Below are 22,827 nucleotides of genomic sequence, written 5' to 3'. Positions count from 1 at the left end.
TATGGAAAACTCCGAACTGATCATTGCTATCAACAAAAACGAATCCGCTCCTATCTTCGAAGTAGCTGACCTGGGTATCGTTGGCGACCTGAAAGCAATCCTGCCTAAACTGGCTGACGCTGTAAGAAAATACAAAGCAGCGAAAGCAAACAGCTAAGAAAAACCGTATGGTTTATAAAGGCTCCCGAATGGGAGCCTTTTTTTGTTGGTATAATGCCATTCTTAAGAGTTTCTTACAATCGTTTTCGAGGGTGTTTCTTCTATATAATATATGATAAAATAAAAATAAGATTTTATTTCTGAGGGGGTGTCTTATGCGGGAAAGAACAGATGCATTGATGATGTGGTCAGAACTTCTGATTTGCCTTTGTAAAAAAGAACTGTATTTCGGGAAAATAGAAGAATTGCAGAAGCGGTCTGCAGAAAAGAAGGATGTCTTTTCTTGCATGAAAGGGAACTTCTTTCTGAAGTTAAAAATGGATTATCAGGAGAATCTTGTTCGGGCGGAAGAAGAATTTTTGGAAGCAGAAAAAGAACTTTTGGAAGCGGAGAAAGAATTGATTGCATTGGATGAAAAGATTTCTGGATTGCGTGGTAGTAATATAGAAAGAACTTTGATATCGGAAGAAATGTCTGATGAAGAAGAGGAACTGCATACATGGTGCTATCTGGCGGAGAAGTTTTGGGAAATGTTTTCTCTTCTTCATAGTTGTATAGAAAATGGGACGGCGGAACAACTTCGGGTAATCAGCCATGCAGCTGATATGAAAAAGAATGCAGAACTCCATGATGATATAGATACTTTCTTTGCAAAATTGGATGATGCTCTTTCTATGGTAGGGAAAGTGCGTTATCTGGCGGGGTTAAGAGTAAAGAATGGTTTTCGCACGAATAGATCGGAATTACTTGGTGGTAAAACGCTAATGTTTCTTCGGAATGGGTATGCTCCTTTTAAACTGGATATTCACGATTGTTATCTGAGAGAAATGGAAAGCGGTTGGGCAACGGGGCTTGCGTTGGATGCAAAGTTAAAGGAATTGAAGGTGTTGGAGTTATTATGCCGCGGCATCGTTCAGGAGCAGGTGCTTCGTGGAGAGGTTTTATTGAAAAATGTAAAAATGAGGTCGTATTTCACTGCGGAAAAGGATATTTTTGGCTTTGACAGGGAAGGATAATGACGGAGAAAGCAAAGGTTGTATACAGAAAACAGAAAACGATCTGATTGTGCTTTGAGGGAGATAATATTATGTCCTCTTGCAAGAGACAAATGAGCGGAATTCGCAATATTTGTTTTGGGTTAGCGAGGGGAAACCTTTGTTTTGCCCACTGTATACAATATCTATTGTGCAGTTTGTATAGTATTTGTGGAAAAGTGGATAAGTTTTTTTATCAGAAATCGAAGAAAAAATCGAAAAAAATTCAAAAAAACGCTTGCATTCTCTGTGTTTTTGCTTTATAATACCAATTGTTGTGACATAGAGTGTTGATACGGAAGGTTGCCACGAGCCGATGAATGAAGGGCTCAAGGGTTTTTCCGAGGAGCGATGTCCAGTTCAAAGAAACCGGGCGACAAGGTCACTGTACTGAATATTTTGGGTTAACTTATCGATAAAGGATAAGTTTGCGTATCTGACGTTGCTGGATACACCCGGATGAGTGTGCAGTCACCACTTGTCGTGCTGAAGTCAAATAGTACGAAAAGGAGGGGACTTTTTTTATGGCTAATCCCAAAATCAGAATCAGTCTCAAAGCTTACGATCACAAACTGATCGACCAGTCTGCAGCGCAGATCATTGAAACAGCAAAGAAAACAGGTGCACAGATCAGCGGCCCTATCCCTCTTCCCACAAAGAAGGAAGTTGTAACAATCATCAGAGCGGTGCATAAATACAAAGACTCTCGTGAACAGTTCGAAATGAGAACACACAAGAGACTGATCGACATTCTGAGCCCTACACCTAAGACAGCAGACGCTCTGAGCCGTCTGGATCTGCCCGCAGGCGTAGACATTACACTGAAAGTAATGAAATAATCAAAACGGTTACCTATAGCAACGAACCAAAAAGATTATTTTTAAACTTTAAAAACAAACAAAGAAAACATCCAAAAAAACTGGTTTATATAAGATAGATACGTAACACAGAAATGAAAGTTACAACTCTTATATGACTAGAATGATTACCCGAAGTCTTCAGGTTGAGGGTGGACGGCAATCCGCTGTAGAAAATTAGGAGGTGCAACGAAATGAAAAAAGCGATCATCGCTAAGAAAATCGGTATGACACAGGTTTTCACTGAAAACGGTGCGCTGGTACCTGTAACAGTTCTGGAAGCAGGCCCCTGCGTTGTAATTCAGAAAAAAACACTGGAAAACGATGGCTACGAAGCAATCCAGGTTGGTTTTGCTGATGCAAAAGAAAACAAAGTAACAAAACCCATGAAGGGTCATTTCACAAAAGCAGGCGTAGTTGCTAAAAAATATGTAAAAGAATTCAGACTGGAAGATGCAGCTAACTATGAAGTTGGCGCAGAAATCAAAGCTGATGTATTCGCAGCAGGCGACAAAGTTGACGCTAGCGGCGTTTCCAAAGGTAAAGGTTTCCAGAGTACAATCAAGAGATACAATGCGTCCAGAGGTCCTATGGGTCACGGTTCCAAATCTCACAGAGTAGTAGGTTCCATGGGTTCTTCCGCATTCCCCAGCCGTGTTAAAAAAGGCAAAAGAATGCCTGGTCACATGGGTGCAAGCAATGTAACAATCCAGAATCTTGAAATTGTACGCGCAGATGCAGAAAAGAACCTGCTGCTGATCAAGGGCGCAGTTCCCGGCACAAAAGGTTCCATTCTGGTAATCAAAGACAGCGTAAAGGCTTGATAAACTTTACGAAAGGAGGAAACTAACATGGCAAATGTTGCAGTATTAAATATGACAGGCGCTCAGGTAGGCACAATTGAGCTGAACGACGCTATTTTCGGTATTGAAGCAAATGAACATGTGATGCACCTGGCTGTAGTACAGTATCTGGCAAACCAGAGACAGGGCACACAGAGCACAAAAACACGCGCTGAAGTTCGTGGCGGTGGTAGAAAACCTTACAGACAGAAAGGTACAGGCAGAGCAAGACAGGGCTCCATCCGTTCTCCTCAGTGGGTTGGCGGTGGCGTAGTATTCGCTCCCAAGCCCAGAGATTATTCCTTCAAACTGAACAAGAAAGTGAAAAGACTGGCACTGCAGTCCGCACTGTCCACAAAAGTTGCTGAAGGCAAAATCATCGTTCTGGACGAACTGACACTGACAGAAGTTAAAACAAAAGAAATGGTAAAAGTTCTGGAAAACATCAAATGCGGTAACGCACTGATCGTTATGGACGGTTCTAACGAAAACGTAATCCTGTCCGCTAGAAACATTCCCGAAGTGAAAACAGCTTCCGTTAGCACAATCAACGTATATGACCTGCTGAAATACAACACACTGGTTGTAACAAAAGAAGCAGTAGAAAAAATCCAGGAGGTGTACGCATAATGGCAGATCTGAAATTTTACGACGTAATCGAAAGACCCGTAATCACAGAAAACAGTATGTCTGTTCTGGATGAAAAGAAATATACTTTCATCGTACACCCTGAAGCAACAAAAGCTCAGATCAAAGACGCTGTTGAAAAAATGTTCGAAGGCGCTAAAGTAGCTTCCGTAAACACAATGAACTACGATGGCAAACCCAAAAGAAGAGGTATGTTCTTCGGCAAAACAAAAAAATACAAAAAAGCAGTTGTGAAACTGACAGCTGACAGCAAAGACATCGAAATCTTCATGGGCATGTAATTGCTGCTTGAAGTAAACAGAAACATTGCAAAACACACGGAAACGTGTAGACGATATAAATCCGAAAGGAGTGGAAACAAGAGATGGCAATCAAAAGATATAAACCTTATACACCATCCAGAAGACACATGACAGTGTCCGCATTCGATGAAATCACAAAATCCACGCCCGAAAAATCTCTGGTAGTACACCTGAGAAAAACTTCCGGCAGAAATAACCAGGGTAAAATCACAGTTCGTCACCACGGCGGCGGCGGCAAAATCAAATACAGACTGGTTGACTTCAAACGTAACAAAGACGGTATCCCCGCAACAGTTAAAGCGATCGAATACGATCCCAACAGAACAGCAAACATCGCTCTGATCGTATATGCTGACGGTCAGAAATCCTACATCCTGGCACCCGCAGGTCTGCAGGTTGGCGATCAGCTGATGAACGGTCCCGACGCAGAAGTAAAACTGGGTAACACACTGCCCATGAGCAGAATCCCCGTTGGTGCTTCCATCCACAACATCGAAATGAAACCCGGCAAAGGCGGCCAGCTGGTTCGTTCCGCTGGTAACGTAGGTCAGCTGATGGCAAAAGAAGGCAAATACGCTACAGTAAAACTGCCTTCCGGCGAAATGAGACTGCTGCCTATCGAATGCCGTGCAACAATCGGTCAGATCGGTAACACAGATCATGAACTGATCCACATCGGTAAAGCAGGTAGAAAACGTCACATGGGTATCAGACCTACAGTAAGAGGTTCCGTAATGAACCCTAACGATCACCCTCACGGTGGTGGTGAAGGTAGAGCACCTATCGGTCGTCCCGCACCTATGACACCTTGGGGCAAACCTGCACTGGGCTACAAAACAAGAAACAAACACAAAGCTTCCAACAAATACATCGTTCGCCGCAGAAACGGCTAATAGATTGGAATGTGCCTGAGGCGGCTTAGGCACAGATAGATAACACAAGGAGGATTCATCAATGAGCAGATCTTTGAAAAAAGGACCTTTCGCTGACGATCATCTGCTGAAGAAGATCGATGCTATGAACGCAGCAGGCGAAAAGAACGTAATCAAAACATGGTCTCGTCGTTCTACAATCTACCCCGACATGATCGGTCACACAATCGCAGTTTATGACGGCAGAAAACACGTGCCTGTATATATCACAGAAGACATGGTAGGCCACAAACTGGGCGAATTTGCTCTGACAAGATCTTACAGAGGTCACGGCAAAGACGCAGAAAAGAAATCTAGAGTTCGCTAATTATCTGATAACGAAAGGAGGTTTCGTTCATGGCAAAAGGTCATAGAAGCCAAATTAAAAAAGAAAGAAACATTGCAACACAGGAAAAAAGACCTCATGCTACTGCTAAATACGTAGGTATCCCTGCTCCCAAAGCGAAAATCGTTCTGGATCAGATCAAAGGTAAAGACGTTGTAACAGCAGCAGCTATGTTGAACTATAGCCCCAGACTGGCAGCAGAAATCATCGGTAAAGTACTGAAATCCGCTGTAGCAAACGCAGAAAACAATCTGGGTATGGACGTAAGCAAACTGTACGTGGAAGAAGTAAGTGCTGATCAGGGTCCTACAATGAAGAGAATTCGCCCCAGAGCACAGGGCAGAGCATATCGCATCCTGAAAAGAAGCTGCCATATTTCCATCATTCTGAATGAAAGATAATAGGAGGTACTGAAAATGGGTCAGAAAGTAAATCCCCACGGTTTAAGAGTAGGTATCATCAAAGATTGGGATGCAAAATGGTATGCAGAAAAAGACTTTGCTGATAACCTGATTGAAGACGTAAAAATCAGAAAATTCATCAAAAACAAACTGTACGCTGCAGGCGTTTCCAAAGTAACAATCGAAAGAACAGCTGGCAGAGTAAAAGTTAATGTTCATACAGCAAAACCCGGTATCGTTATCGGTAAAAACGGTGCAGCAATCGAAGAACTGAAAGCTGAACTGCAGAAAATGACAGCTGGCAAAGTAGCTGTTAACATCGAAGAAATCAAAAGACCTGAACTGGATGCTCAGCTGGTAGCTGAAAACATCGCTCTGCAGCTGGAAAACCGTGTGACATTCCGTCGTGCGATGAAACAGGCTATGGGCAGAACAATGAAATTCGGTGCAAAAGGTATCAAAACAATGGTAAGCGGTCGTCTGGGCGGCGCAGATATCGCTCGTGGCGAATCCTACCACGAAGGTACAATCCCCCTGCAGACACTGCGTGCAGACATCGACTATGGCTTTGCTGAAGCAGATACAACATACGGCAAACTGGGCGTAAAAGTTTGGATCTACAAAGGCGAAGTACTTCCTGTAAAAAACGTTAAGAAGTAAGGAGGCGCTAGAGTATCATGTTAATGCCTAAAAGAGTGAAACATCGTAAACAGCAGAGAGGCAAAATGAGAGGCCGTGCATATAGAGGCAACAAAGTAACTTACGGTGAATACGGTATCATGGCGATGGAACCTACATGGATCACATCCAACCAGATCGAAGCAGCACGTGTTGCTATGACAAGACACATCAAACGTGGTGGTGACGTTTGGATCAAAGTATTCCCCGACAAACCCGTATCCGCTAAACCTATCGGTACTCGTATGGGTTCCGGTAAAGGTGCTCCTGAATACTGGGTAGCAGTAGTAAAACCCGGTAGAGTAATGTTCGAAATCGGCGGCGTAGAAGAAGAAAAAGCAAGAGAAGCGCTGAGACTGGCAATCCACAAACTGCCTATCAAGTGCAAAATCGTAACTAAGGCTGAAGCAGAAGAAATGGCAGGTGAACATCAGTGAAAACAACAGGTTATGTAAAAGAATTGATGGCAAAGTCTGCAGATGAATTACAGAAGGACCTTGTTTCCGCTAAAAAAGAGCTGTTCAACCTGAGATTCCAGAACGCTACAAACCAGCTGGACAACACAGCAAGAATCAAGGAAGTTCGTAAGAACATCGCAAGAATTCAGACAATCATCACACAGAAAGCAAGAGAAGCAAAATAATAGATATTCCGTTCGTTGAAAGGAGGAAATCATCGTGGAAAGAAATCTTCGTAAAACTAGAATCGGTAGAGTAGTTAGCGACAAGATGGACAAAACAATCGTTGTTGCTGTAGAAGATAAAGTAAGACACCCTCTGTATGGCAAAATCGTTAACAGAACATACAAACTGAAAGCTCATGACGAAAACAACGAATGCGGTATCGGCGATCGTGTTGAAGTTATGGAAACAAGACCTCTGTCCAAAGACAAGAGATGGAGACTTGTAAACATCATCGAAAAAGCAAAATAATCCTTTTTGGAGAGGAGGACGAAACATGGTTCAGCAGGAAACCAGACTGAAAGTAGCAGATAACAGTGGCGCAAAAGAACTTCTGTGCATCAGAGTTCTGGGCGGTTCCACAAGAAGATATGCAGGCGTAGGCGACATCATCGTAGCAGCAGTTAAAGACGCAACACCCGGTGGCGTTGTAAAGAAAGGTGACGTTGTAAAAGCTGTAGTAGTTAGAACAGTTCACCCCGTAGGCAGAGCTGATGGTAGCTACATCAAATTCGACGATAACGCAGCAGTTATCATCAAAGACGACAAAAACCCCAGAGGTACACGTATCTTTGGGCCCGTTGCAAGAGAGCTGAGAGAAAAACAGTTCATGAAGATCCTGTCTCTGGCTCCCGAAGTACTGTAATAGGAGGTGTGTTAGGTGGCTAATATGAAACTGAAAACTGGTGATAAAGTAGTAGTTATCGCTGGTAAAGATAAAGGCAAAGAAGGCAAAATCATTGCTGTAGATAAAAAGAACGGTCGCGTTCTGGTTGAAGGCGTAAACATGGTTTCCAAACATACAAAACCCAACGCACAGAACCAGCAGGGCGGCATCATCAAGAAAGAAAACTTCATCGACGCATCCAACGTAATGTACCTGCACAACGGCAAGGCTACAAGACTGGGCGCAATGATCAAAGATGGCAAAAAAGTAAGAGTAGCTAAGAAAACTGGCGAAATCATCGACTGATAAATATTCTGGAAAGGAGGCACACAATGAGCAGATTAAGAGACTTCTATGAAGCAACGATCGTTCCTGAAATGACTAAGAAATTTTCTTATACAAATAAACTGGCTGTTCCCAAGCTGGAAAAAATCATCATCAACATGGGCGTAGGCGAAGCAAGAGAAAACGCTAAAGTTCTGGATGGTGCAGTTAGAGACATGGGCATCATCGCTGGTCAGAAACCCGTAGTAACAAAGGCTAAAAAATCCATCGCGAACTTCAAACTGCGTGAAGGCATGAACATTGGCTGCAAAGTTACTCTGAGAGGCGACAAGATGTACGAATTCACAGACAGACTGATCAACATCGCACTGCCTCGTGTACGTGACTTCCGTGGCGTGAAAGCAAACAGCTTTGACGGCAGAGGTAACTACACAATGGGTATCAAAGAACAGCTGATCTTCCCTGAAATCGAATACGATAAAGTAGACAAAATCAGAGGCATGGACATCGTTTTTGTTACAACAGCAAAAACAGATGAAGAAGCAAGAGAACTGCTGAGACTGTTCGGTATGCCATTCGCTAAATAAGGGAGGGACAAACATGGCTAAAAAATCTATGAAAGTTAAGCAGCAGAGAGCACCCAAATTCTCTACACAGGCTTACACAAGATGCAGAGTATGTGGCAGACCCCACTCTGTACTGAGAAAATATGGAATTTGCCGTATTTGCTTCCGTGAACTGGCATACAAAGGTCAGATTCCCGGCGTAAAGAAAGCAAGCTGGTAATTGAAAGGAGGAATTCACAATGTCTATGAGCGACCCTATCGCAGATATGCTGACAAGAATCAGAAACGCTAACATTGCAAAACACGATACAGTAGATGTTCCTTCTTCCAAAATGAAGAAAGCAATCGCTGACATTCTGGTAGCAGAAGGTTACGTTAAAGGTTACGAAGTAATCGAAGATGGTATCAAATCCACACTGCGTATTTCCCTGAAATACGGTGAAGACAAAAACGTAAAAGTAATCACAGGTCTGAAAAGAATTTCCAAACCCGGCCTGAGAGTATTCGCTGGCTCCAACGAACTGCCTAAAGTACTGGGCGGTCTGGGTACAGCAATCATTTCCACAGACAAAGGCCTGATGACAGACAAAGCAGCTAGAAAAGCTGGTCTGGGCGGCGAAGTTATCGCTTTCATCTGGTAATTTAGACGAAGAATAGATAGAAATTTAGGAGGTGCAGACCATGTCCAGAATCGGTAAACTGCCCGTAGTGGTACCCGCTGGCGTTGAAGTTAAGATTGGCGAAGGCAATCTGCTGACAGTAAAAGGCCCCAAAGGTACACTGGAAAGAAAATTATCCGCTGACATGAACATCGCAATGGAAGATGGCCAGATCGTAGTTACAAGACCCAACGATCTGAAAAAGAATAGAGCATTACACGGCCTGACAAGAACACTGATCTTCAACATGATCGTTGGTGTTACACAGGGCTATGAAAAAACACTGGAAATCAACGGTGTTGGTTACAGAGCTGCTAAATCCGGCAAAAAACTGACACTGACACTGGGTTACTCTCACCCCGTAGAAATGGAAGATCCCGAAGGTATCGAATCCATCGTTGAAGGTCAGAACAAAATCATCGTTAAAGGTATTGATAAAGAAAAAGTAGGTCAGTTCGCAGCCGAAATCAGAACAAAAAGACCTCCCGAACCTTACAAAGGTAAAGGTATCAAATACTCTGACGAACACATCAGACGTAAAGTTGGTAAGACCGGTAAGAAATAATCTGCGCACGGCGGCGTAAGGTATATTTATATCGGAAAGTGACTAATTTTTGAAGAAACGGAGTGAAAGTACTATGATCACAAAGCCCAATCGTGCAGCGGCTCGTGTTAAAAGACACTACAGAATCCGCAACCATGTAAAAGGCACAGCTGCTAGACCTAGACTGGCAGTATTCAGATCCAATAAACATATGTATGCTCAGATCATCGACGACGTGGCTCAGCATACACTGGTTGCAGCTTCCACAATGGAAGCAGAAATCGCATCCAAAGTTGAATTCACAAACACAGTTGAAGCTGCTGCTGCAGTAGGTGAAGCTGTTGCTAAAAAAGCAATCGAAAAAGGTATCACAGAAGTTGTATTCGACAGAGGCGGTTTCGTTTACCACGGTAAAGTTCAGGCTCTGGCTGAAGCAGCTAGAGAAGCTGGCCTGAAATTCTAAGGTAAGGAGGAAAGTAAGTTGAAAAGAATCGATCCAAGCACTTTAGATCTGAAAGATAAAGTAGTAACCATCAACCGTGTATCCAAAACGGTTAAAGGTGGTCGTACAATGAGATTCTCTGCTCTGGTAGTTGTTGGCGACGGCAACGGCCACGTAGGCTGCGGCATGGGTAAAGCAGCTGAAATTCCCGATGCAATCCGCAAAGGTAAAGAAGCAGCGATGAAAAACATCATCAAAGTAGAAATGAACGATGTAGACAGCATCTACCACGGCGTTACAGGCGCATACGGCAGCGCAAGCGTACTGCTGATGCCCGCTCCCGAAGGTACTGGTATCATCGCTGGTGGTCCCGCTCGTGCGGTTCTGGAACTGGCAGGTATCAGAAACATCAGAACAAAATCCCTGGGCTCCAACAACAAACGTAACGTTGTAAGCGCAACAATCGAAGGTCTGTCCAGAGCGACAACACCCGAAGCTGTTGCAAAACTGCGTGGCATTTCTGTTGAAGAACTTCTGGGTTAAGAAGGAGGAAATGACGATGGCAGAAATTAAAATCACACTGGTAAAATCTACAATCGGTGCAATTCCCAAACACAAAAAAACAGTTCAGGCTCTGGGTCTGAATAAAACAAATAGCTATGTAATTCAGCAGGACAACGCGGCTATCAGAGGTATGATCCACCAGGTTAGCCACCTTGTTAAAGTTGAAGAAATTTGATTTTAGGAGGTGCCCAAATGAACTTATGCGAACTGAGACCCGCTGAAGGTTCCAGAGAAAAGAACTGGAGACGCGGCAGAGGTCATGCAACAGGTAACGGCAAAACAGCTGGCAGAGGCCACAAAGGTGCAGGCCAGCGTTCCGGCACAAGCGGCAAATGCGGCTTTGAAGGCGGCCAGATGCCTCTGTACAGAAGACTTCCTAAGAGAGGCTTCACATGCAGAAACAGCAAAGAAATCGTTGCAATCAACGTTTCTATGCTGAATGTATTCGAAAACGATACAGTAGTAGATATCGATGCTTTGAAAAACGTTGGTCTGATCAGCAATCCTAGAGATGGCGTGAAGATCCTTGGCGAAGGCGATCTGGAAAGAAAGCTGACAGTTAAGGTTAACTACTTCAGCAAAACAGCTCAGGAAAAAATTGAAGCTGCCGGCGGCAAAGCAGAGGTGATCTAATTGTTTAAGATTTTTGCTAACTCCTGGAAAACTCCAGAGATTAGAAACAAAATCCTGTACACACTGATGATCTTCGCGATCGTTAGAATTGGTACACTGATCGCCCTGCCCGGTATCGATACGGCAGGCGTAATGGCGGCAAGACAGAATGCAACCGCGGCGGGTACACTTTACAGTGTAATCGCCGGCGGTGCTAACTCTGGCTGGTCCCTGTTTGCCATGGGTATCGGTCCCTACATCAACGCAAGCATCATCATGCAGCTCTTAACAATTGCGATCCCTAAATTCGAGCAGCTTTCCAAAGAAGGCCCCGATGGTCGTAAACAGCTGCAGTCTTACAGCAGATATCTGACAGTAGTCCTGGCGTTGATCCAGGGTTCCGGTCTGGTTTACACATATCAGAACATGTATCTGGTTCACAGCCCTCTGGTGTATATCGCATCCGTACTTTGTCTGGTATGCGGTTCCACATTCGTAATGTGGCTGGCAGAACAGATCACAGCAAAAGGTATTGGTAATGGTTCTTCCATGATCATCTTTATCAATATCGTATCCAGCATGCCTAGAGGTGCAGCAATGCTGTACTACACAATCGTAGGCAGCGGCGCGGTAGGTGCAGCAAAAGTTGCAGCGATCGTGATCATCCTGCTGATCGTTCTGGCTTTTATCGTATGTGTAAACAGCGGCGAAAGAAGACTGCCTGTAGCTTACTCCACAAAAATGGTAGGCAGAAAACAGGCAGGCGGCAGAAGCACATCCATGCCTATCAAGGTAAATACTTCTGGCGTTATCTCCATCATCTTTGCGATCTCCCTGCTGCAGTTCCCTCAGCAGATCGGTAACTTCATCCCCAACAAGGGCGAAGCATTCACAAAGGTGCTGGAAGTACTGAATATGACACACCCTATCGGTGCACTCCTGTACGTACTGCTGATCTTCTTCTTCACATATTTCTACACATCTATCGTTATCAACCCTAACGAAATTGCGATGAATATGAAGAAGAACGGTGGTTTCATCCCCGGTATCAGACCGGGTCAGCCTACAAGTGCATATATCACAAGAGTGGTAAACAGAATCACACTGGTTGGTGCGATCTGCTATGCGATTTTGGCAATGGTTCCTGTACTTCTGCAGTGGATCTTCAAAATCAATGTAGGTTTCGGTGGTACAACACTGATCATCGTAGTTGGTGTATGTCTGGACATCGTAAAAACACTGGAAAGCCAGTTGTTGATGCGCCACTACAAAGGTTTTTTAAATGACTAATGACAATCGCTTGGGAAATGCGCGCTACGCATTTCCCGAGGGGTTGTTTTAGTTATATAAGGGGAAAAGAAAAAAAGAGAAGGCCATCTATTAAGAAAAGAGGTAATCATATGAAATTGGTACTGATTGGTGCTCCTGCAGCAGGGAAAGGGACTCAGGCTGCAAGACTGGTAGAACACTACGGCATTGCTCACATTTCCACAGGTGATATGCTGAGAGAAGAAGTTGCGAAAGGCACAGAATTGGGTAACCAGGCAAAAAGCATCATGGCAGCAGGTGGTCTGGTTTCTGATGAACTGATCATCGCGATCGTTCAGGAAAGAATCAAAAAAGATGACTGTGCGAAAGGCTTCATTCTGGATGGTTTCCCTCGTACTGTTGTTCAGGCGGAAAAACTGGAAGAAATGGTAAAACTGGATCATGTAGTTTACATCAGTGCTCCTGATGAAGTTATGCTGGAAAGACTGACAGCAAGAGAAAGCTGCCCTAAATGCGGCGCGATCTACAACAAGCTGTCTCTGCCCGCAAAAGTAGCAGGTATTTGCGACAAATGCGGCGAAGCGCTGACACAGCGTAAAGATGACACACCTGAAGCAGGTAAGAAAAGAATCCAGACATTCCACGACCAGAGCGAACCCCTGGTAGACTTCTACAGCAAAGAAGGTATTCTGTTTGAAGTAGACGGTACACAGGCAATCGACGATATCACAAAAGCAATCGTTGCAGGTCTGGATAAATAAGAAATGACTGACAGTTCGGCAGAGGCAGAAATGCTTCTGCCGATGTTATTTTCAAGAAAAAAGCGGAATGAATTACTATAAAGAAAGTAACTGTTGAAAAGGGGTATCTCTTATTAAGAAAATGTTGTATACTTGTTAGGCTTATGGAAATAGAAAGATTGCCGATGCGGCAGAATGGTGCGGAACATTCTGGGTGAGAAACTGTTTTCAAGGCAAAACAACCGTTCTGATCACGGACGGCGAACCGGAAATTCTTACGTTTAACGAAGGAAAATGAGGTGATATCGTTGGAATATCAGATCGGCCAAGTGGTTTATTCCAAAAGCGGTCACGACAAGGGTGACGTGCAGATGATCGTTGCAGTTGAGGGGGAGTACCTTTTCCTGGCAGACGGCAAACGCCGTAAACTGGAGAAGCCGAAACGCAAAAAGAAGATGCATGTTCAGCCTACTTTCCATGTGGAAAAAGACGTGGCGGCAAAACTGCAGGAAGGCGCTTATGTGCTGGATGCAGACATTAAGAAGGCATTGAAGAAGTACCGTGAGGTACGAGACGTTTAATGTTTAAGGAGGTTTACGGTCTTGTCTAAAGATGACGTAATCGAAGTAGAAGGAACCGTACTGGAAAAATTACCCAACGCTATGTTTCAGGTGGAACTGGAAAACGGCCACCAGATCCTGGCGCACATTTCCGGCAAACTGCGTATGAACTTCATCCGCATTCTGCCCGGTGACAAAGTGTTAGTTGAAATGTCTCCTTATGACCTGACAAAAGGTCGCATCATTTGGAGAGCGAAGTAAGGAAGGAGCGATCACAATGAAAATCAGACCATCTGTAAAACCCATGTGTGAAAAATGCAGAATCATCAAAAGAAAAGGTCGTGTAATGGTTATTTGTGAAAATCCCAAACATAAACAGAAACAGGGCTGATAATTTATTATGGGCTTGAGGGGCAATACCCCAAAGAGCCGGAACTGATAAATCCGTCAACTATACTGGGAGGAGCATACAGTTAATGGCAAAGGCGGCGCAATTAGGAGCGCGTAAGTTCAATGACTGACGGTCTATCTCCTTTGTTCGTAATGCCCAACGAGTATCGCACTGTGTTTATGTGAAAAACATTTATTAGTAACTTATCGTGAAAATTTACAGGAGGTGCAAGAATAATGGCACGTATTGCTGGTGTAGACTTACCTAGAGAAAAACGCGTAGAAATCGGCCTGACATATGTTTACGGCATCGGCCACTCCAGCGCAGTTCGTATTCTGAATGAAGCAGGTGTAAGCCTGGATACAAGAGTGAGAGATCTGACAGATGAAGAAGTTGCAAAAATCCGTGACGTCATCGACAGAACTCAGACAGTAGAAGGTGACCTGAGAAGAGAAATCGCTCTGAACATCAAACGTCTGATCGAAATTGGCTGCTACAGAGGCATCCGTCACAGAAAAGGTCTGCCCGTTAGAGGTCAGAAAACAAAAACAAACGCTAGAACAAGAAAAGGTCCTAGAAAAACTGTTGCGAACAAGAAGAAATAATTGATATTTCGTAAGGAGGTTTGAGGTAAATGGCAAAGAAAACTGTGAAAAAGGCAACTACTCGCAGACGCCGTGATAAAAGAAAAGTAGAACGTGGCCAGGCTCATATCCAGTCCACTTTCAATAATACAATCGTTACAATTACAGACGCAGTTGGTAATGCTCTGTCCTGGGCATCCGCTGGTCAGCTGGGCTTCAGAGGCTCCAGAAAATCCACACCTTATGCAGCTCAGATGGCTGCAGATACAGCTGCAAAAGCTGCTTCCGATTACGGTCTGAAAACAATCGAAGTATTCGTTAAAGGCCCCGGCAGCGGTCGTGAAGCTGCAATCCGTGCACTGCAGGCAGCAGGCCTGGATGTAACACTTATCAAAGACGTTACACCCGTTCCTCACAACGGTTGCAGACCCCCCAAACGCAGAAGAGTATAACCTAGAATTAGGAGGTGTAGATCAATGGCAAGAGATAGAGTTCCCGTACTGAAAAGATGCAGATCCCTGAATCTGGATCCCATCTACCTGGGTATCGATAAAAAATCTAAAAAACAGAATCTGAGAGCAAACAAAAAAATGTCCGAATACGGTCTGCAGATGAGAGAAAAACAGAAAGCAAAATTCATCTACGGCGTACTGGAAAGACAGTTCAGAGGTTACTACGCACAGGCTGAAAAAATCGCTAAAAAAGAAGGTATCCCTGGCGAAAACCTGCTGATGCTGCTGGAAATGAGACTGGACAACGTAATGTTCAGACTGGGCTACGGCAGAACAAGAAAAGAAGCTAGACAGATCGTTCGTCACAAACACGTACTGGTAAACGGCAAACCCGTAGATATTCCTTCTTACCAGGTGAAAGTGGGCGACGTTGTTGAAGTAAAAGAAAAATACAAAACAATTCAGAGATACAAAGACGTTCTGGCTGTAACAGAAGGCAGAATCGTTCCTGAATGGCTGTCCGCAAACCACGATGCACTGAGCGGTACAGTAGTGGCAAAACCCACAAGAGCACAGATCGATGTTCCCGTTGAAGAAACACTGATCGTCGAACTGTACTCCAAATAATTTTCGATTGTGCAGTGAAGTCAAAGTAATTGCCGTGGGGCTGATCGCCCTGCGGCACTCTATCATAAAAAAGGGAGGTTTGAACGAGTGTTTGAATTTGAAAAACCTCGCATTGAGATTGCTGAAATGGCACCCGATGGCACATATGGTAAGTTTGTTGTAGAACCCCTGGAAAGAGGCTATGGTACAACTCTGGGTAACTCCCTGAGAAGAATTCTGCTGTCCTCTCTGCCCGGCGCTGCAGTAAGCAACGTTAAAATTGATGGTGTACTTCATGAATTCAGTGTGATTCCCGGCGTAAAGGAAGACGTTACAGAAATCATTCTGAATCTGAAAGGTCTTGCGATCAAAAATACAAGCGAAGGCAATGAGCCTAAAATTGCTTACATCGACGTGGAAGGCGACGGTGAAGTAAAAGGTTCCGATATCAAATGCGACAGCGATATCGAAATCCTGAACCCTGATCACCACATTGCAACACTTTCCGGCGGTGCTGGCAGCAAACTGTATATGGAGATCACAATCAACAAAGGCCGCGGCTATGTTGGTGCAGACAAAAACAAAAAAGACGATCAGCCAATCGGTATGCTTCCTGTAGACAGCATTTTCACACCTGTAACAAGAGTGAATTTCCTGGTGGAAAATACACGTGTTGGTCAGATCACTGACTATGACAAACTGTCTTTGGAAGTTTGGACAAACGGAACTATTGCGCCCGATGATGCGGTAAGCTACGGTGCAAAAATTCTGAATGAACACCTGAACCTGTTCATCGATCTGTCTGATAATACAAAAGACGCTTCTATCATGGTAGAAAAAGAAGAAGGCAAGAAAGAAAAAGTTCTGGAAATGTCTATTGAAGAACTGGATCTGTCTGTACGTTCTTACAACTGCCTGAAACGTGCTGGTATCAACACAGTAGAAGATCTGGCGAATAAGACAGAAGAAGAAATGATGAAGGTGAGAAACCTTGGACGCAAGTCTTTGGAAGAAGTATTGAACAAAATGGCGGAACTGGGTCTTTCCCTGAAGCCTAGTGACGAATAATTTCGTCATTTAGACAAACAAAGTAACTATTATTTACCGTATGATTGCGCCTCTACGTAATGCCGAAGAGTGGTGGAGACGGGCAAAGTCATACGGGGATCCACAAGGAGGATTTAACCATGCACGCATCCGGTTATAGAAAACTTGGTAAAACAACACCCCAGAGAAAAGCTCTGCTGAGAAACCAGGTAACAAATCTGCTGTACCACGGCAAAATCAAAACAACAGAAACAAGAGCGAAAGAAGTAAAAAGAATCGCTGAAAAACTGATCACTCTGGCTGTAAAAGAAAAAGATAACTTCGAAGAAGTTACAGTAACAGCTAAAGTAGCAAAAAAAGATGCGAACGGTAAAAGAGTGAAAGAAGTTGTAAACGGCAAAAAAGTAACAGTTTACAATGAAGTTGAAAAAACAATCAAAAAAGACAACGCTTCCAGACTGGCTGCAAGAAGAGCAATTCTGGCTTACCTGTACCCCGTAACAGAAGTTCCCGCTGACGGCAAAGCAGTAAGAAAGAACACAAAGAAAGTTGACATGGCTGCAAAAATGTTCGACGAAATCGCTCCCAAATACGCTGGCAGACCCGGTGGTTACACAAGAATTGTGAAACTGGGCGCAAGAAAAGGCGACGGCGCAATGGAAGTTATTCTGGAACTGGTTTAATTGAAAACTTTTTTCCATAAAAAATCAGAGACTTGCAAATGCAAGTCTCTTTTTTTGTAAGGAGAATGGATTTTGGCAGGAAAAGAGGTGGATCATTCGCTTCGAGTGCCATAATCGTCATAGGTGAAAATGCCGTTATTGTCTAAAATATGGGCAACATAGCCATCTACGCAGGTTACAAGAAGGAATTTATGGGGGTCACTCTTGTTGATATAGGCATAGATAGTTTTACTGTTTTCCAATTGCTGCGAAAGAATATGGAATCTTTTTTCGCTGAAAGAACCCTTTTTGCGGACTTGTTCCACGGAAAGGAAATCAGGCAGTCCGGTTTCTTCGTCTAACTGCATTAGAGGAAGTCGATATCCATAGGTTTTACCTCCGGGAAATTCCCAATAGGTTCGCTTAAAATTTAAGGAGGTGTCGCTGTTTTCTATAACGAGGTCTTTTACCGCGCCTGAATCCAAATCTTTGATCAGAGAAGCCTGAGCCCAGACAACACCATTTTCTACAATCACCGGATCAGAAAATCTGGTGATATTTTTTTTGCCTGTATTCAGCTGCCGATAAGAAGTCTGGTCGCTGATCGAAAGAATGGTGCGACCATTGGAAAGAAGTTGTTTCTTTTCGTTCCATTTGATATTGGTGGGATCAGAACGTTGTACTTCCGTCCAGTAATCAATGACGGAAAAATAGATATCGCCATTGATATATTTGGCACGGACTTCTGTTGGTTCACGATTTAGAGTGATCGTAGGGGCGGCATGTGTTTCTGCAGCATAAGCCGTTGGCGCAGAAACAGAACAAAGGGTTGCCGCCAATATCGCTGTAAGGGCTGCTTTCGAGATATGTTTTTTCATCGTATCTCCTCCATGCTTTTTATTTAACGAGGACGGTAAAGAATGATGGCACCATGGTCCATAACATGGGAGACATACCCATCCTGTACCTGAGCTATGAGTGTTCTCTCGGGATCGTTTTTGCATACATAATGGAAAATGGCTCCGCCGTCTTCGGTTTCAGTTTTTGTGATGTCATAGTCTTCCGTACGGAAATCAAATTTCATATATCGGCTGTTTCTCTCCAGAAGGGATTCAAAATCCGGAAGGCCGGTTTTTGTATTTACGGGAATAGGGGAAACACGATAATGGTATTTCAGATCATATCCGTCCTGTTCCCAAATCAGATTGCGGAAATGAATGGATGTATCTGAGATGGTCTGTTTGACATATTTACAGTTGATGATATCATCCAGAAAAGATGCAGCCACATAAGTTGTTCCATCCAACAGGATAGCAGGATCGCTTAAGGTCAGGTGTTTTCCTGTATATGGGGAATAAAGAGTTTGATCGTCTAACTGAATGTAATTCCAGCCATCAGAGACAGTCTGGGTATCCGCATACCATTTGATTTCATTTGATTCGATCAGAGCGATATTTACCCAGAAATCTCGGATGGAAAAATAAACTTTGCCGTTGACCATTTTCGCACGCACGTCAGCCGGTTCGCCGTTCAGCGTGATGATGGGAGTAACAGGTTCCTGCGTTTCTGCGGCGTAAGCCATAGGCAGGGATGCAGAAAATACGGATGCAGCCGCTGCTGCGGCAACAAGTGTTTTAGATAAGAATTTTTTCATAAGATCTCCTCCTTTTCTTCTTCTTAGGGTAAGCATAACAGAAAATGGAAGGCTGTAGGTTACAGGGGGCTTACAAAAAACGAAAGAATTTCTTAAGATTTTTTAGGGAGAAAAGAAAAGGACCTCGCATGTGCGAGGTCTGAATAGGGAGGATTAGAATGTTATGTTACGAAAAATCGATATTTGCTGTGTCAGCTTCGGCAGAAAGGTCATTCACAACCATTTCTACTGCCATAAAGGGTTTCAGTGCTACATGTTCCTGATACATAATGGTAGCAGACATCCCTGTAACGAAAGCCAGTGTGAAGGAAAGTACTGCGATAAAAGATAAGTTTTTTAATGTCATTTTCATAGATGTCAACTCCTTTACGTTAGATTTGTCTTTCTGTTATGTTTCTTTGTAGTTCTATGATAACACAAAAAAAGCGGCCGTAGGTTACAGCCGCCTAACAGGTTCGTTACAGTCAGATTGCTGTCATGTTACAGGAATGTATCAAAAAACGAACAATTTTCTTAAGAAAAGATTGGTGGTTTTATATCGATACAAATGCTGACAAAACAGGGCAATCCTACCGTTTCTATTGACTTTTTCAAGAAAAAACCGTATCATATCCATAGCTGTGAGCATTTTTGCCATAGACTATCAGGGCAGAAAAACTGCCGCAAGAAACAGGTGAATCTATGAAAATGGTGAAGGCTGAAGGTCTGACCTATGAATATACAAAAATCATGGAAACGGACCACGGCACTGAAGAACATAAGGTGGCCGCGCTGAAAAGCGTGAACATCGAAATCGAAAAAGGGGAGTTCATTGTCGTTCTGGGACACAATGGCTCCGGCAAATCCACATTTGCCAAACATATCAATGCGTTGCTGCAGCCTACAGGGGGCACCCTGTGGGTGAAGGGCATGAACACACAGGAAGAAGGACAGGTCTGGGATATTCGCCAGACAGCGGGTATGGTTTTCCAGAATCCCGACAACCAGCTGGTTGCTACTGTGGTAGAGGAAGACATCGCTTTTGGCCCCGAAAACATGGGGGTTCCTTCCGAACAGATCCGTATGCGTGTGGATGAAGCCCTGGATGCCGTTCGCATGGGTGAATTTGCAACTTATACGCCCTCCAAACTGTCCGGCGGTCAGAAACAGAGAATCGCCATTGCCGGCGTTCTGGCCATGAAGCCTGACTGTATCGTTCTGGACGAACCTACAGCCATGCTGGATCCCGTTGGCCGCAGAGACGTTATGGAGACCATTGAGCGTTTGAATAAAGAAGAAGGGATCACGATCATTCTGATCACCCACTATATGGATGAAGCAGTTCGTGGGGACAGAGTGTATGTGATCGATGACGGCGACCTGGTGATGCAGGGTACGCCCAGAGAAATTTTCGTGCAGGTGGATAAACTGAAAGAGTACGGGCTGGACGTACCTCAGGTGACAGAAGTCACATATCTGCTGCGCAAAGAGGGGATCGATCTGCCCGCAGATATTTTAACGATCGAAGAAATGGTAGGTGCAGTATGTCAATTAAAATAAACCATCTGACCCACATTTACAATGAAGGTACCACCTTCGAAAAAGTGGCACTGAACGACGTGAATATCGAGATCCAGACCGGCGAATTCATTGGTCTGATCGGTCACACCGGTTCCGGCAAGTCCACATTGATCCAGCATCTGAACGGCATTATTTCTCCTACTCATGGCGAAATCCTGCTGGACGGAGAAAATATCCATAAAGATAAAGCGAAGCTGAAAGAGGTGCGCAGACGTATTGGTCTGGCTTTCCAGTATCCTGAATATCAGCTTTTTGAAATGACCGTGTATAAGGACGTTGCTTTTGGCCCTACCAATCTGGGCTGGTCCAAGGAAAAGATCCACGAAAGTGTGGTTGCTGCACTGGATATCGTAGGCATCAGTCCTGAAATCTATGAAAAATCCCCCTTCGAACTGTCTGGCGGCCAGAAACGTCGTGTGGCTATCGCAGGGGTTCTGGCAATGAATCCTGAAGTGCTGATTCTGGACGAGCCTACAGCGGGGCTGGACCCCAAAGGCCGTGACGAAATTCTGGCAGCCATCAGAAAACTCCATGAAGAAAGAGGGATTACCGTTATTCTGGTAAGCCACAGCATGGAAGACGTGGCAAAACTGGTTGACCGCATCATTGTGATGCACAGAGGCCAGGTTGCTATGACAGGCACACCCAGAGAGGTTTTCTCCCATCCCATGGAACTGGAAAAAATGGGTCTGGCGGCACCTCAGGTAAGTTATGTGTTTGCGCAGTTGAAGGCGAAGGGCTATGACGTGCCCACAGATATTTACACTGTGGAAGAAGCAAAAGAAGCTCTGTTGAAATTGGTAAAGCAGGTGAAAGCATGATTAGAGATATTACTATCGGTCAGTATTATCCTGCGGAATCCCCCATTCATAGAATGGACGCTAGGCTGAAACTGACGATCACATTTATTTTTATCGTATCACTGTTTCTGGTGAATTCTTTTGTAGGCTATGCTTTTGTGCTGGCTTGCATGGGGCTGGTGATCAAAGCTTCCAAAGTACCTCTGAAGTTTATGCTGCGGGGGCTGAAAAGTATTATGATCATCATCCTTTTTACAGCGTTTATTAACCTTTTTCTGACAAGAGGGGAACATGTGCTGCTCCATGTGGGCTTTGTGACAGTGACAATGGAAGGGCTGCTGCTGGCAGTGAAGATGTGCGTCCGCCTGGTGATGCTGATCGTAGGCTCCTCCATTCTGACTCTGACGACCACACCCATTCAGCTGACGGATGCCATTGAATACATCCTGAAGCCCTTCAAAAAGATAGGTGTGCCTGCCCATGAGATCGCTATGATGATGACGATTGCTCTGCGTTTTATTCCTACACTGCTGGATGAAACCGATAAGATCATGAAGGCACAGCAGGCGAGAGGTGCCGACTTTGATACAGGCAATCTGGTGCAGAAAGCAAAAGCGCTGATCCCGATTCTGGTACCTTTGTTCATCTCTGCCTTCCGCAGAGCGGAGGAACTGGCTATGGCAATGGAAGCAAGATGCTACCATGGGGATGAAAACAGAACCAGAATGAATGTGATGAGAATGAAAAGCGGAGATTACCGCGCGGCAGGCGTAACAGCTGTTTATGTAGTGGCAATCATCGGGCTGCGTTTTGCAGCGAAGGTTCTGCCTCTGATTTAAGAAAAAAGAAAAGCTCTCTTCTGTAAGAAGAGGGCTTTTTTCAGGAAAGTGAAGGAGTGAAGCCATGCGAAAGCATGAAATTTCATTTTTAAATACGGTACTTTGCCTGCTGGTCATGTTTATTCATATCTGCTCGGCGGCGGTTGGCGGCCTGCAGAAAGAAAGTCTGCAGTTTGGGATGATTTTCCTACCCTAGCGGTTATCCGCCTTTGTGGTGCAGGGGTTTCTTTTCCTCTCGGCACTGAAGTTTTTCCGTGGAATGAAGGATGAATTTCATTATGGTGCATTTCTTTGGAGCAGGATCAGGAAAATCGGTATCCCTTATGTGATCGCGACAGTGCTTTCTTATTTTGGGCTGATCTATCTGGGATATTATTGCTTCGATCTGAGATTTCTGCTGCAATCATTGGCATTGGGGAATATGATTTCCCCCTTCTATTTTATCATTATTCTGTTTCAGTTTTAT

The 22,827-nt window shown here is 44.2% G+C and carries 40 protein-coding genes and 1 pseudogene; 38 read left to right on the top strand and 3 right to left on the bottom strand.

The features are described 5' to 3' along the window. From ACJMLT_RS06315 to ACJMLT_RS06155, 33 genes and pseudogenes are all read left to right on the top strand, one after another. Nucleotides 1-157, top strand: a pseudogene (locus ACJMLT_RS06315) (electron transfer flavoprotein subunit alpha/FixB family protein); the annotation flags it as partial. 157 nt (nt 158-314) lie between these two features. Next, nucleotides 315-1,175, top strand: coding sequence for a hypothetical protein (locus ACJMLT_RS06310; protein WP_405728218.1), 861 nt, complete (start codon nt 315-317; stop codon nt 1,173-1,175). Nucleotides 1,176-1,717: 542 nt separating this feature from the next. Beyond that, the gene (rpsJ, locus tag ACJMLT_RS06305; protein WP_016407831.1) at nt 1,718-2,032 is read left to right on the top strand and encodes a 30S ribosomal protein S10; all 315 of its coding nucleotides are present in this window, start codon (nt 1,718-1,720) and stop codon (nt 2,030-2,032) included. A 212-nt stretch (nt 2,033-2,244) separates the two neighbouring features. Beyond that, on the top strand, nt 2,245-2,874 hold the full coding sequence (gene rplC / locus ACJMLT_RS06300) for a 50S ribosomal protein L3 (RefSeq protein ID WP_405728215.1): 630 nt from the start codon (nt 2,245-2,247) through the stop codon (nt 2,872-2,874). A 27-nt stretch (nt 2,875-2,901) separates the two neighbouring features. Then, nucleotides 2,902-3,522: a 50S ribosomal protein L4 gene (gene rplD, locus ACJMLT_RS06295; RefSeq protein WP_405728212.1), complete on the top strand. Its 621-nt coding sequence runs from the start codon at nt 2,902-2,904 to the stop codon at nt 3,520-3,522. Beyond that, nucleotides 3,522-3,821 (top strand): 50S ribosomal protein L23, encoded by a 300-nt coding sequence (rplW, locus tag ACJMLT_RS06290; RefSeq protein ID WP_016407828.1) that lies wholly within the window; start codon nt 3,522-3,524, stop codon nt 3,819-3,821. The genes rplD and rplW overlap by 1 nt, the downstream gene beginning before the upstream one ends. Nucleotides 3,822-3,904: 83 nt before the next feature. Then, complete coding sequence (gene rplB, locus ACJMLT_RS06285; protein ID WP_405728209.1) at nt 3,905-4,735, top strand: 50S ribosomal protein L2; 831 nt, start codon at nt 3,905-3,907, stop codon at nt 4,733-4,735. A gap of 61 nt (nt 4,736-4,796) precedes the next feature. Next, nucleotides 4,797-5,081 carry a 30S ribosomal protein S19 gene (gene rpsS / locus ACJMLT_RS06280; protein ID WP_066088966.1) on the top strand — a complete coding sequence of 95 codons (285 nt, stop codon included), beginning with the start codon at nt 4,797-4,799 and terminating at the stop codon, nt 5,079-5,081. A gap of 29 nt (nt 5,082-5,110) precedes the next feature. Next, on the top strand, nt 5,111-5,500 hold the full coding sequence (rplV, locus tag ACJMLT_RS06275; RefSeq protein ID WP_405728206.1) for a 50S ribosomal protein L22: 390 nt from the start codon (nt 5,111-5,113) through the stop codon (nt 5,498-5,500). Nucleotides 5,501-5,515: 15 nt separating this feature from the next. After that, entirely contained in the window at nt 5,516-6,160 is a 645-nt protein-coding gene (gene rpsC, locus ACJMLT_RS06270; protein WP_405728203.1) for a 30S ribosomal protein S3, read from the top strand. A 17-nt stretch (nt 6,161-6,177) separates the two neighbouring features. Next, nucleotides 6,178-6,615 (top strand): 50S ribosomal protein L16, encoded by a 438-nt coding sequence (gene rplP / locus ACJMLT_RS06265; RefSeq protein ID WP_405728200.1) that lies wholly within the window; start codon nt 6,178-6,180, stop codon nt 6,613-6,615. Continuing rightward, entirely contained in the window at nt 6,612-6,821 is a 210-nt protein-coding gene (gene rpmC, locus ACJMLT_RS06260) for a 50S ribosomal protein L29 (RefSeq protein WP_405728197.1), read from the top strand. The genes rplP and rpmC overlap by 4 nt, the downstream gene beginning before the upstream one ends. 34 nt (nt 6,822-6,855) lie before the next feature. Continuing rightward, nucleotides 6,856-7,110, top strand: a complete 255-nt coding sequence (rpsQ, locus tag ACJMLT_RS06255) for a 30S ribosomal protein S17 (RefSeq protein ID WP_405728194.1) — start codon at nt 6,856-6,858, stop codon at nt 7,108-7,110. Between the two features lie 25 nt (nt 7,111-7,135). After that, on the top strand, nt 7,136-7,504 hold the full coding sequence (gene rplN, locus ACJMLT_RS06250; RefSeq protein WP_405728191.1) for a 50S ribosomal protein L14: 369 nt from the start codon (nt 7,136-7,138) through the stop codon (nt 7,502-7,504). Between the two features lie 15 nt (nt 7,505-7,519). Continuing rightward, nucleotides 7,520-7,831 (top strand): 50S ribosomal protein L24, encoded by a 312-nt coding sequence (rplX, locus tag ACJMLT_RS06245; protein WP_405728188.1) that lies wholly within the window; start codon nt 7,520-7,522, stop codon nt 7,829-7,831. A gap of 26 nt (nt 7,832-7,857) precedes the next feature. Continuing rightward, on the top strand, nt 7,858-8,397 hold the full coding sequence (rplE, locus tag ACJMLT_RS06240; protein WP_405728185.1) for a 50S ribosomal protein L5: 540 nt from the start codon (nt 7,858-7,860) through the stop codon (nt 8,395-8,397). Nucleotides 8,398-8,410: 13 nt separating this feature from the next. Next, nucleotides 8,411-8,596 carry a type Z 30S ribosomal protein S14 gene (locus tag ACJMLT_RS06235; RefSeq protein WP_405728182.1) on the top strand — a complete coding sequence of 62 codons (186 nt, stop codon included), beginning with the start codon at nt 8,411-8,413 and terminating at the stop codon, nt 8,594-8,596. 19 nt (nt 8,597-8,615) lie between these two features. Then, nucleotides 8,616-9,017, top strand: a complete 402-nt coding sequence (rpsH, locus tag ACJMLT_RS06230) for a 30S ribosomal protein S8 (protein WP_405728180.1) — start codon at nt 8,616-8,618, stop codon at nt 9,015-9,017. Nucleotides 9,018-9,057: 40 nt separating this feature from the next. Further along, the gene (rplF, locus tag ACJMLT_RS06225) at nt 9,058-9,600 is read left to right on the top strand and encodes a 50S ribosomal protein L6 (RefSeq protein WP_405728177.1); all 543 of its coding nucleotides are present in this window, start codon (nt 9,058-9,060) and stop codon (nt 9,598-9,600) included. 73 nt (nt 9,601-9,673) lie between these two features. Continuing rightward, nucleotides 9,674-10,042 carry a 50S ribosomal protein L18 gene (gene rplR / locus ACJMLT_RS06220; protein ID WP_405728221.1) on the top strand — a complete coding sequence of 123 codons (369 nt, stop codon included), beginning with the start codon at nt 9,674-9,676 and terminating at the stop codon, nt 10,040-10,042. A gap of 18 nt (nt 10,043-10,060) precedes the next feature. After that, nucleotides 10,061-10,564, top strand: coding sequence for a 30S ribosomal protein S5 (gene rpsE, locus ACJMLT_RS06215; protein ID WP_405728174.1), 504 nt, complete (start codon nt 10,061-10,063; stop codon nt 10,562-10,564). Nucleotides 10,565-10,580: 16 nt separating this feature from the next. After that, nucleotides 10,581-10,760 carry a 50S ribosomal protein L30 gene (gene rpmD / locus ACJMLT_RS06210; RefSeq protein WP_405728171.1) on the top strand — a complete coding sequence of 60 codons (180 nt, stop codon included), beginning with the start codon at nt 10,581-10,583 and terminating at the stop codon, nt 10,758-10,760. Nucleotides 10,761-10,777: 17 nt separating this feature from the next. Further along, the gene (gene rplO / locus ACJMLT_RS06205; RefSeq protein ID WP_290717436.1) at nt 10,778-11,218 is read left to right on the top strand and encodes a 50S ribosomal protein L15; all 441 of its coding nucleotides are present in this window, start codon (nt 10,778-10,780) and stop codon (nt 11,216-11,218) included. Beyond that, complete coding sequence (gene secY / locus ACJMLT_RS06200) at nt 11,219-12,487, top strand: preprotein translocase subunit SecY (RefSeq protein ID WP_405728168.1); 1,269 nt, start codon at nt 11,219-11,221, stop codon at nt 12,485-12,487. A 110-nt stretch (nt 12,488-12,597) separates the two neighbouring features. Next, entirely contained in the window at nt 12,598-13,227 is a 630-nt protein-coding gene (locus ACJMLT_RS06195; protein WP_405728165.1) for an adenylate kinase, read from the top strand. Between the two features lie 287 nt (nt 13,228-13,514). Then, nucleotides 13,515-13,787: a hypothetical protein gene (locus ACJMLT_RS06190; protein ID WP_405728162.1), complete on the top strand. Its 273-nt coding sequence runs from the start codon at nt 13,515-13,517 to the stop codon at nt 13,785-13,787. A 21-nt stretch (nt 13,788-13,808) separates the two neighbouring features. After that, nucleotides 13,809-14,027, top strand: coding sequence for a translation initiation factor IF-1 (infA, locus tag ACJMLT_RS06185; RefSeq protein ID WP_004034723.1), 219 nt, complete (start codon nt 13,809-13,811; stop codon nt 14,025-14,027). A gap of 16 nt (nt 14,028-14,043) precedes the next feature. Continuing rightward, nucleotides 14,044-14,157, top strand: coding sequence for a 50S ribosomal protein L36 (gene rpmJ / locus ACJMLT_RS06180; RefSeq protein WP_016407807.1), 114 nt, complete (start codon nt 14,044-14,046; stop codon nt 14,155-14,157). Between the two features lie 236 nt (nt 14,158-14,393). Continuing rightward, a complete protein-coding gene (gene rpsM, locus ACJMLT_RS06175; protein WP_405728157.1) occupies nt 14,394-14,762 on the top strand; it encodes a 30S ribosomal protein S13 in 369 nt (122 codons plus the stop codon). A 29-nt stretch (nt 14,763-14,791) separates the two neighbouring features. Next, the gene (gene rpsK / locus ACJMLT_RS06170) at nt 14,792-15,193 is read left to right on the top strand and encodes a 30S ribosomal protein S11 (RefSeq protein WP_290717422.1); all 402 of its coding nucleotides are present in this window, start codon (nt 14,792-14,794) and stop codon (nt 15,191-15,193) included. Between the two features lie 24 nt (nt 15,194-15,217). Then, nucleotides 15,218-15,820: a 30S ribosomal protein S4 gene (rpsD, locus tag ACJMLT_RS06165; protein ID WP_405728153.1), complete on the top strand. Its 603-nt coding sequence runs from the start codon at nt 15,218-15,220 to the stop codon at nt 15,818-15,820. 87 nt (nt 15,821-15,907) lie between these two features. Next, nucleotides 15,908-16,867 carry a DNA-directed RNA polymerase subunit alpha gene (locus tag ACJMLT_RS06160; RefSeq protein WP_405728150.1) on the top strand — a complete coding sequence of 320 codons (960 nt, stop codon included), beginning with the start codon at nt 15,908-15,910 and terminating at the stop codon, nt 16,865-16,867. Between the two features lie 119 nt (nt 16,868-16,986). Beyond that, entirely contained in the window at nt 16,987-17,529 is a 543-nt protein-coding gene (locus ACJMLT_RS06155) for a bL17 family ribosomal protein (protein ID WP_405728147.1), read from the top strand. A gap of 92 nt (nt 17,530-17,621) precedes the next feature. On the opposite strand, the gene ACJMLT_RS06150 is transcribed toward ACJMLT_RS06155, so the two are convergent. From ACJMLT_RS06150 to ACJMLT_RS06140, 3 genes are all read right to left on the bottom strand, one after another. Further along, entirely contained in the window at nt 17,622-18,386 is a 765-nt protein-coding gene (locus ACJMLT_RS06150) for a hypothetical protein (protein ID WP_405728145.1), read from the bottom strand. A 23-nt stretch (nt 18,387-18,409) separates the two neighbouring features. Then, nucleotides 18,410-19,162, bottom strand: a complete 753-nt coding sequence (locus ACJMLT_RS06145) for a stalk domain-containing protein (RefSeq protein WP_405728142.1) — start codon at nt 19,160-19,162, stop codon at nt 18,410-18,412. Between the two features lie 166 nt (nt 19,163-19,328). Then, the gene (locus ACJMLT_RS06140) at nt 19,329-19,514 is read right to left on the bottom strand and encodes a hypothetical protein (protein ID WP_405728139.1); all 186 of its coding nucleotides are present in this window, start codon (nt 19,512-19,514) and stop codon (nt 19,329-19,331) included. Between the two features lie 329 nt (nt 19,515-19,843). Between ACJMLT_RS06140 and ACJMLT_RS06135 the strand changes: the two genes are divergently transcribed. The 5 genes from ACJMLT_RS06135 to ACJMLT_RS06115 all read left to right on the top strand — a co-directional run. Continuing rightward, on the top strand, nt 19,844-20,701 hold the full coding sequence (locus ACJMLT_RS06135) for an energy-coupling factor transporter ATPase (RefSeq protein WP_405728136.1): 858 nt from the start codon (nt 19,844-19,846) through the stop codon (nt 20,699-20,701). Further along, a complete protein-coding gene (locus ACJMLT_RS06130; protein WP_405728133.1) occupies nt 20,686-21,543 on the top strand; it encodes an energy-coupling factor transporter ATPase in 858 nt (285 codons plus the stop codon). Before ACJMLT_RS06135 ends, ACJMLT_RS06130 begins: the two co-directional genes overlap by 16 nt. Continuing rightward, the gene (locus tag ACJMLT_RS06125; protein ID WP_405728130.1) at nt 21,540-22,361 is read left to right on the top strand and encodes an energy-coupling factor transporter transmembrane component T family protein; all 822 of its coding nucleotides are present in this window, start codon (nt 21,540-21,542) and stop codon (nt 22,359-22,361) included. The genes ACJMLT_RS06130 and ACJMLT_RS06125 overlap by 4 nt, the downstream gene beginning before the upstream one ends. Before the next feature lie 64 nt (nt 22,362-22,425). Then, nucleotides 22,426-22,557 carry a hypothetical protein gene (locus ACJMLT_RS06120; protein WP_405728127.1) on the top strand — a complete coding sequence of 44 codons (132 nt, stop codon included), beginning with the start codon at nt 22,426-22,428 and terminating at the stop codon, nt 22,555-22,557. Between the two features lie 63 nt (nt 22,558-22,620). Then, nucleotides 22,621-22,827 (top strand): hypothetical protein (locus tag ACJMLT_RS06115; protein WP_405728124.1); only part of this gene is annotated, 207 nt, incomplete at its 3' end.

It is taken from the genome of Anaerotignum sp. (genome assembly GCF_045122575.1).
Classification (GTDB): domain Bacteria; phylum Bacillota; class Clostridia; order Lachnospirales; family Anaerotignaceae; genus Anaerotignum_A.
Note: the sequence above shows the minus strand (reverse complement) of the source record. Positions and strands in the feature narration are given on the sequence as shown.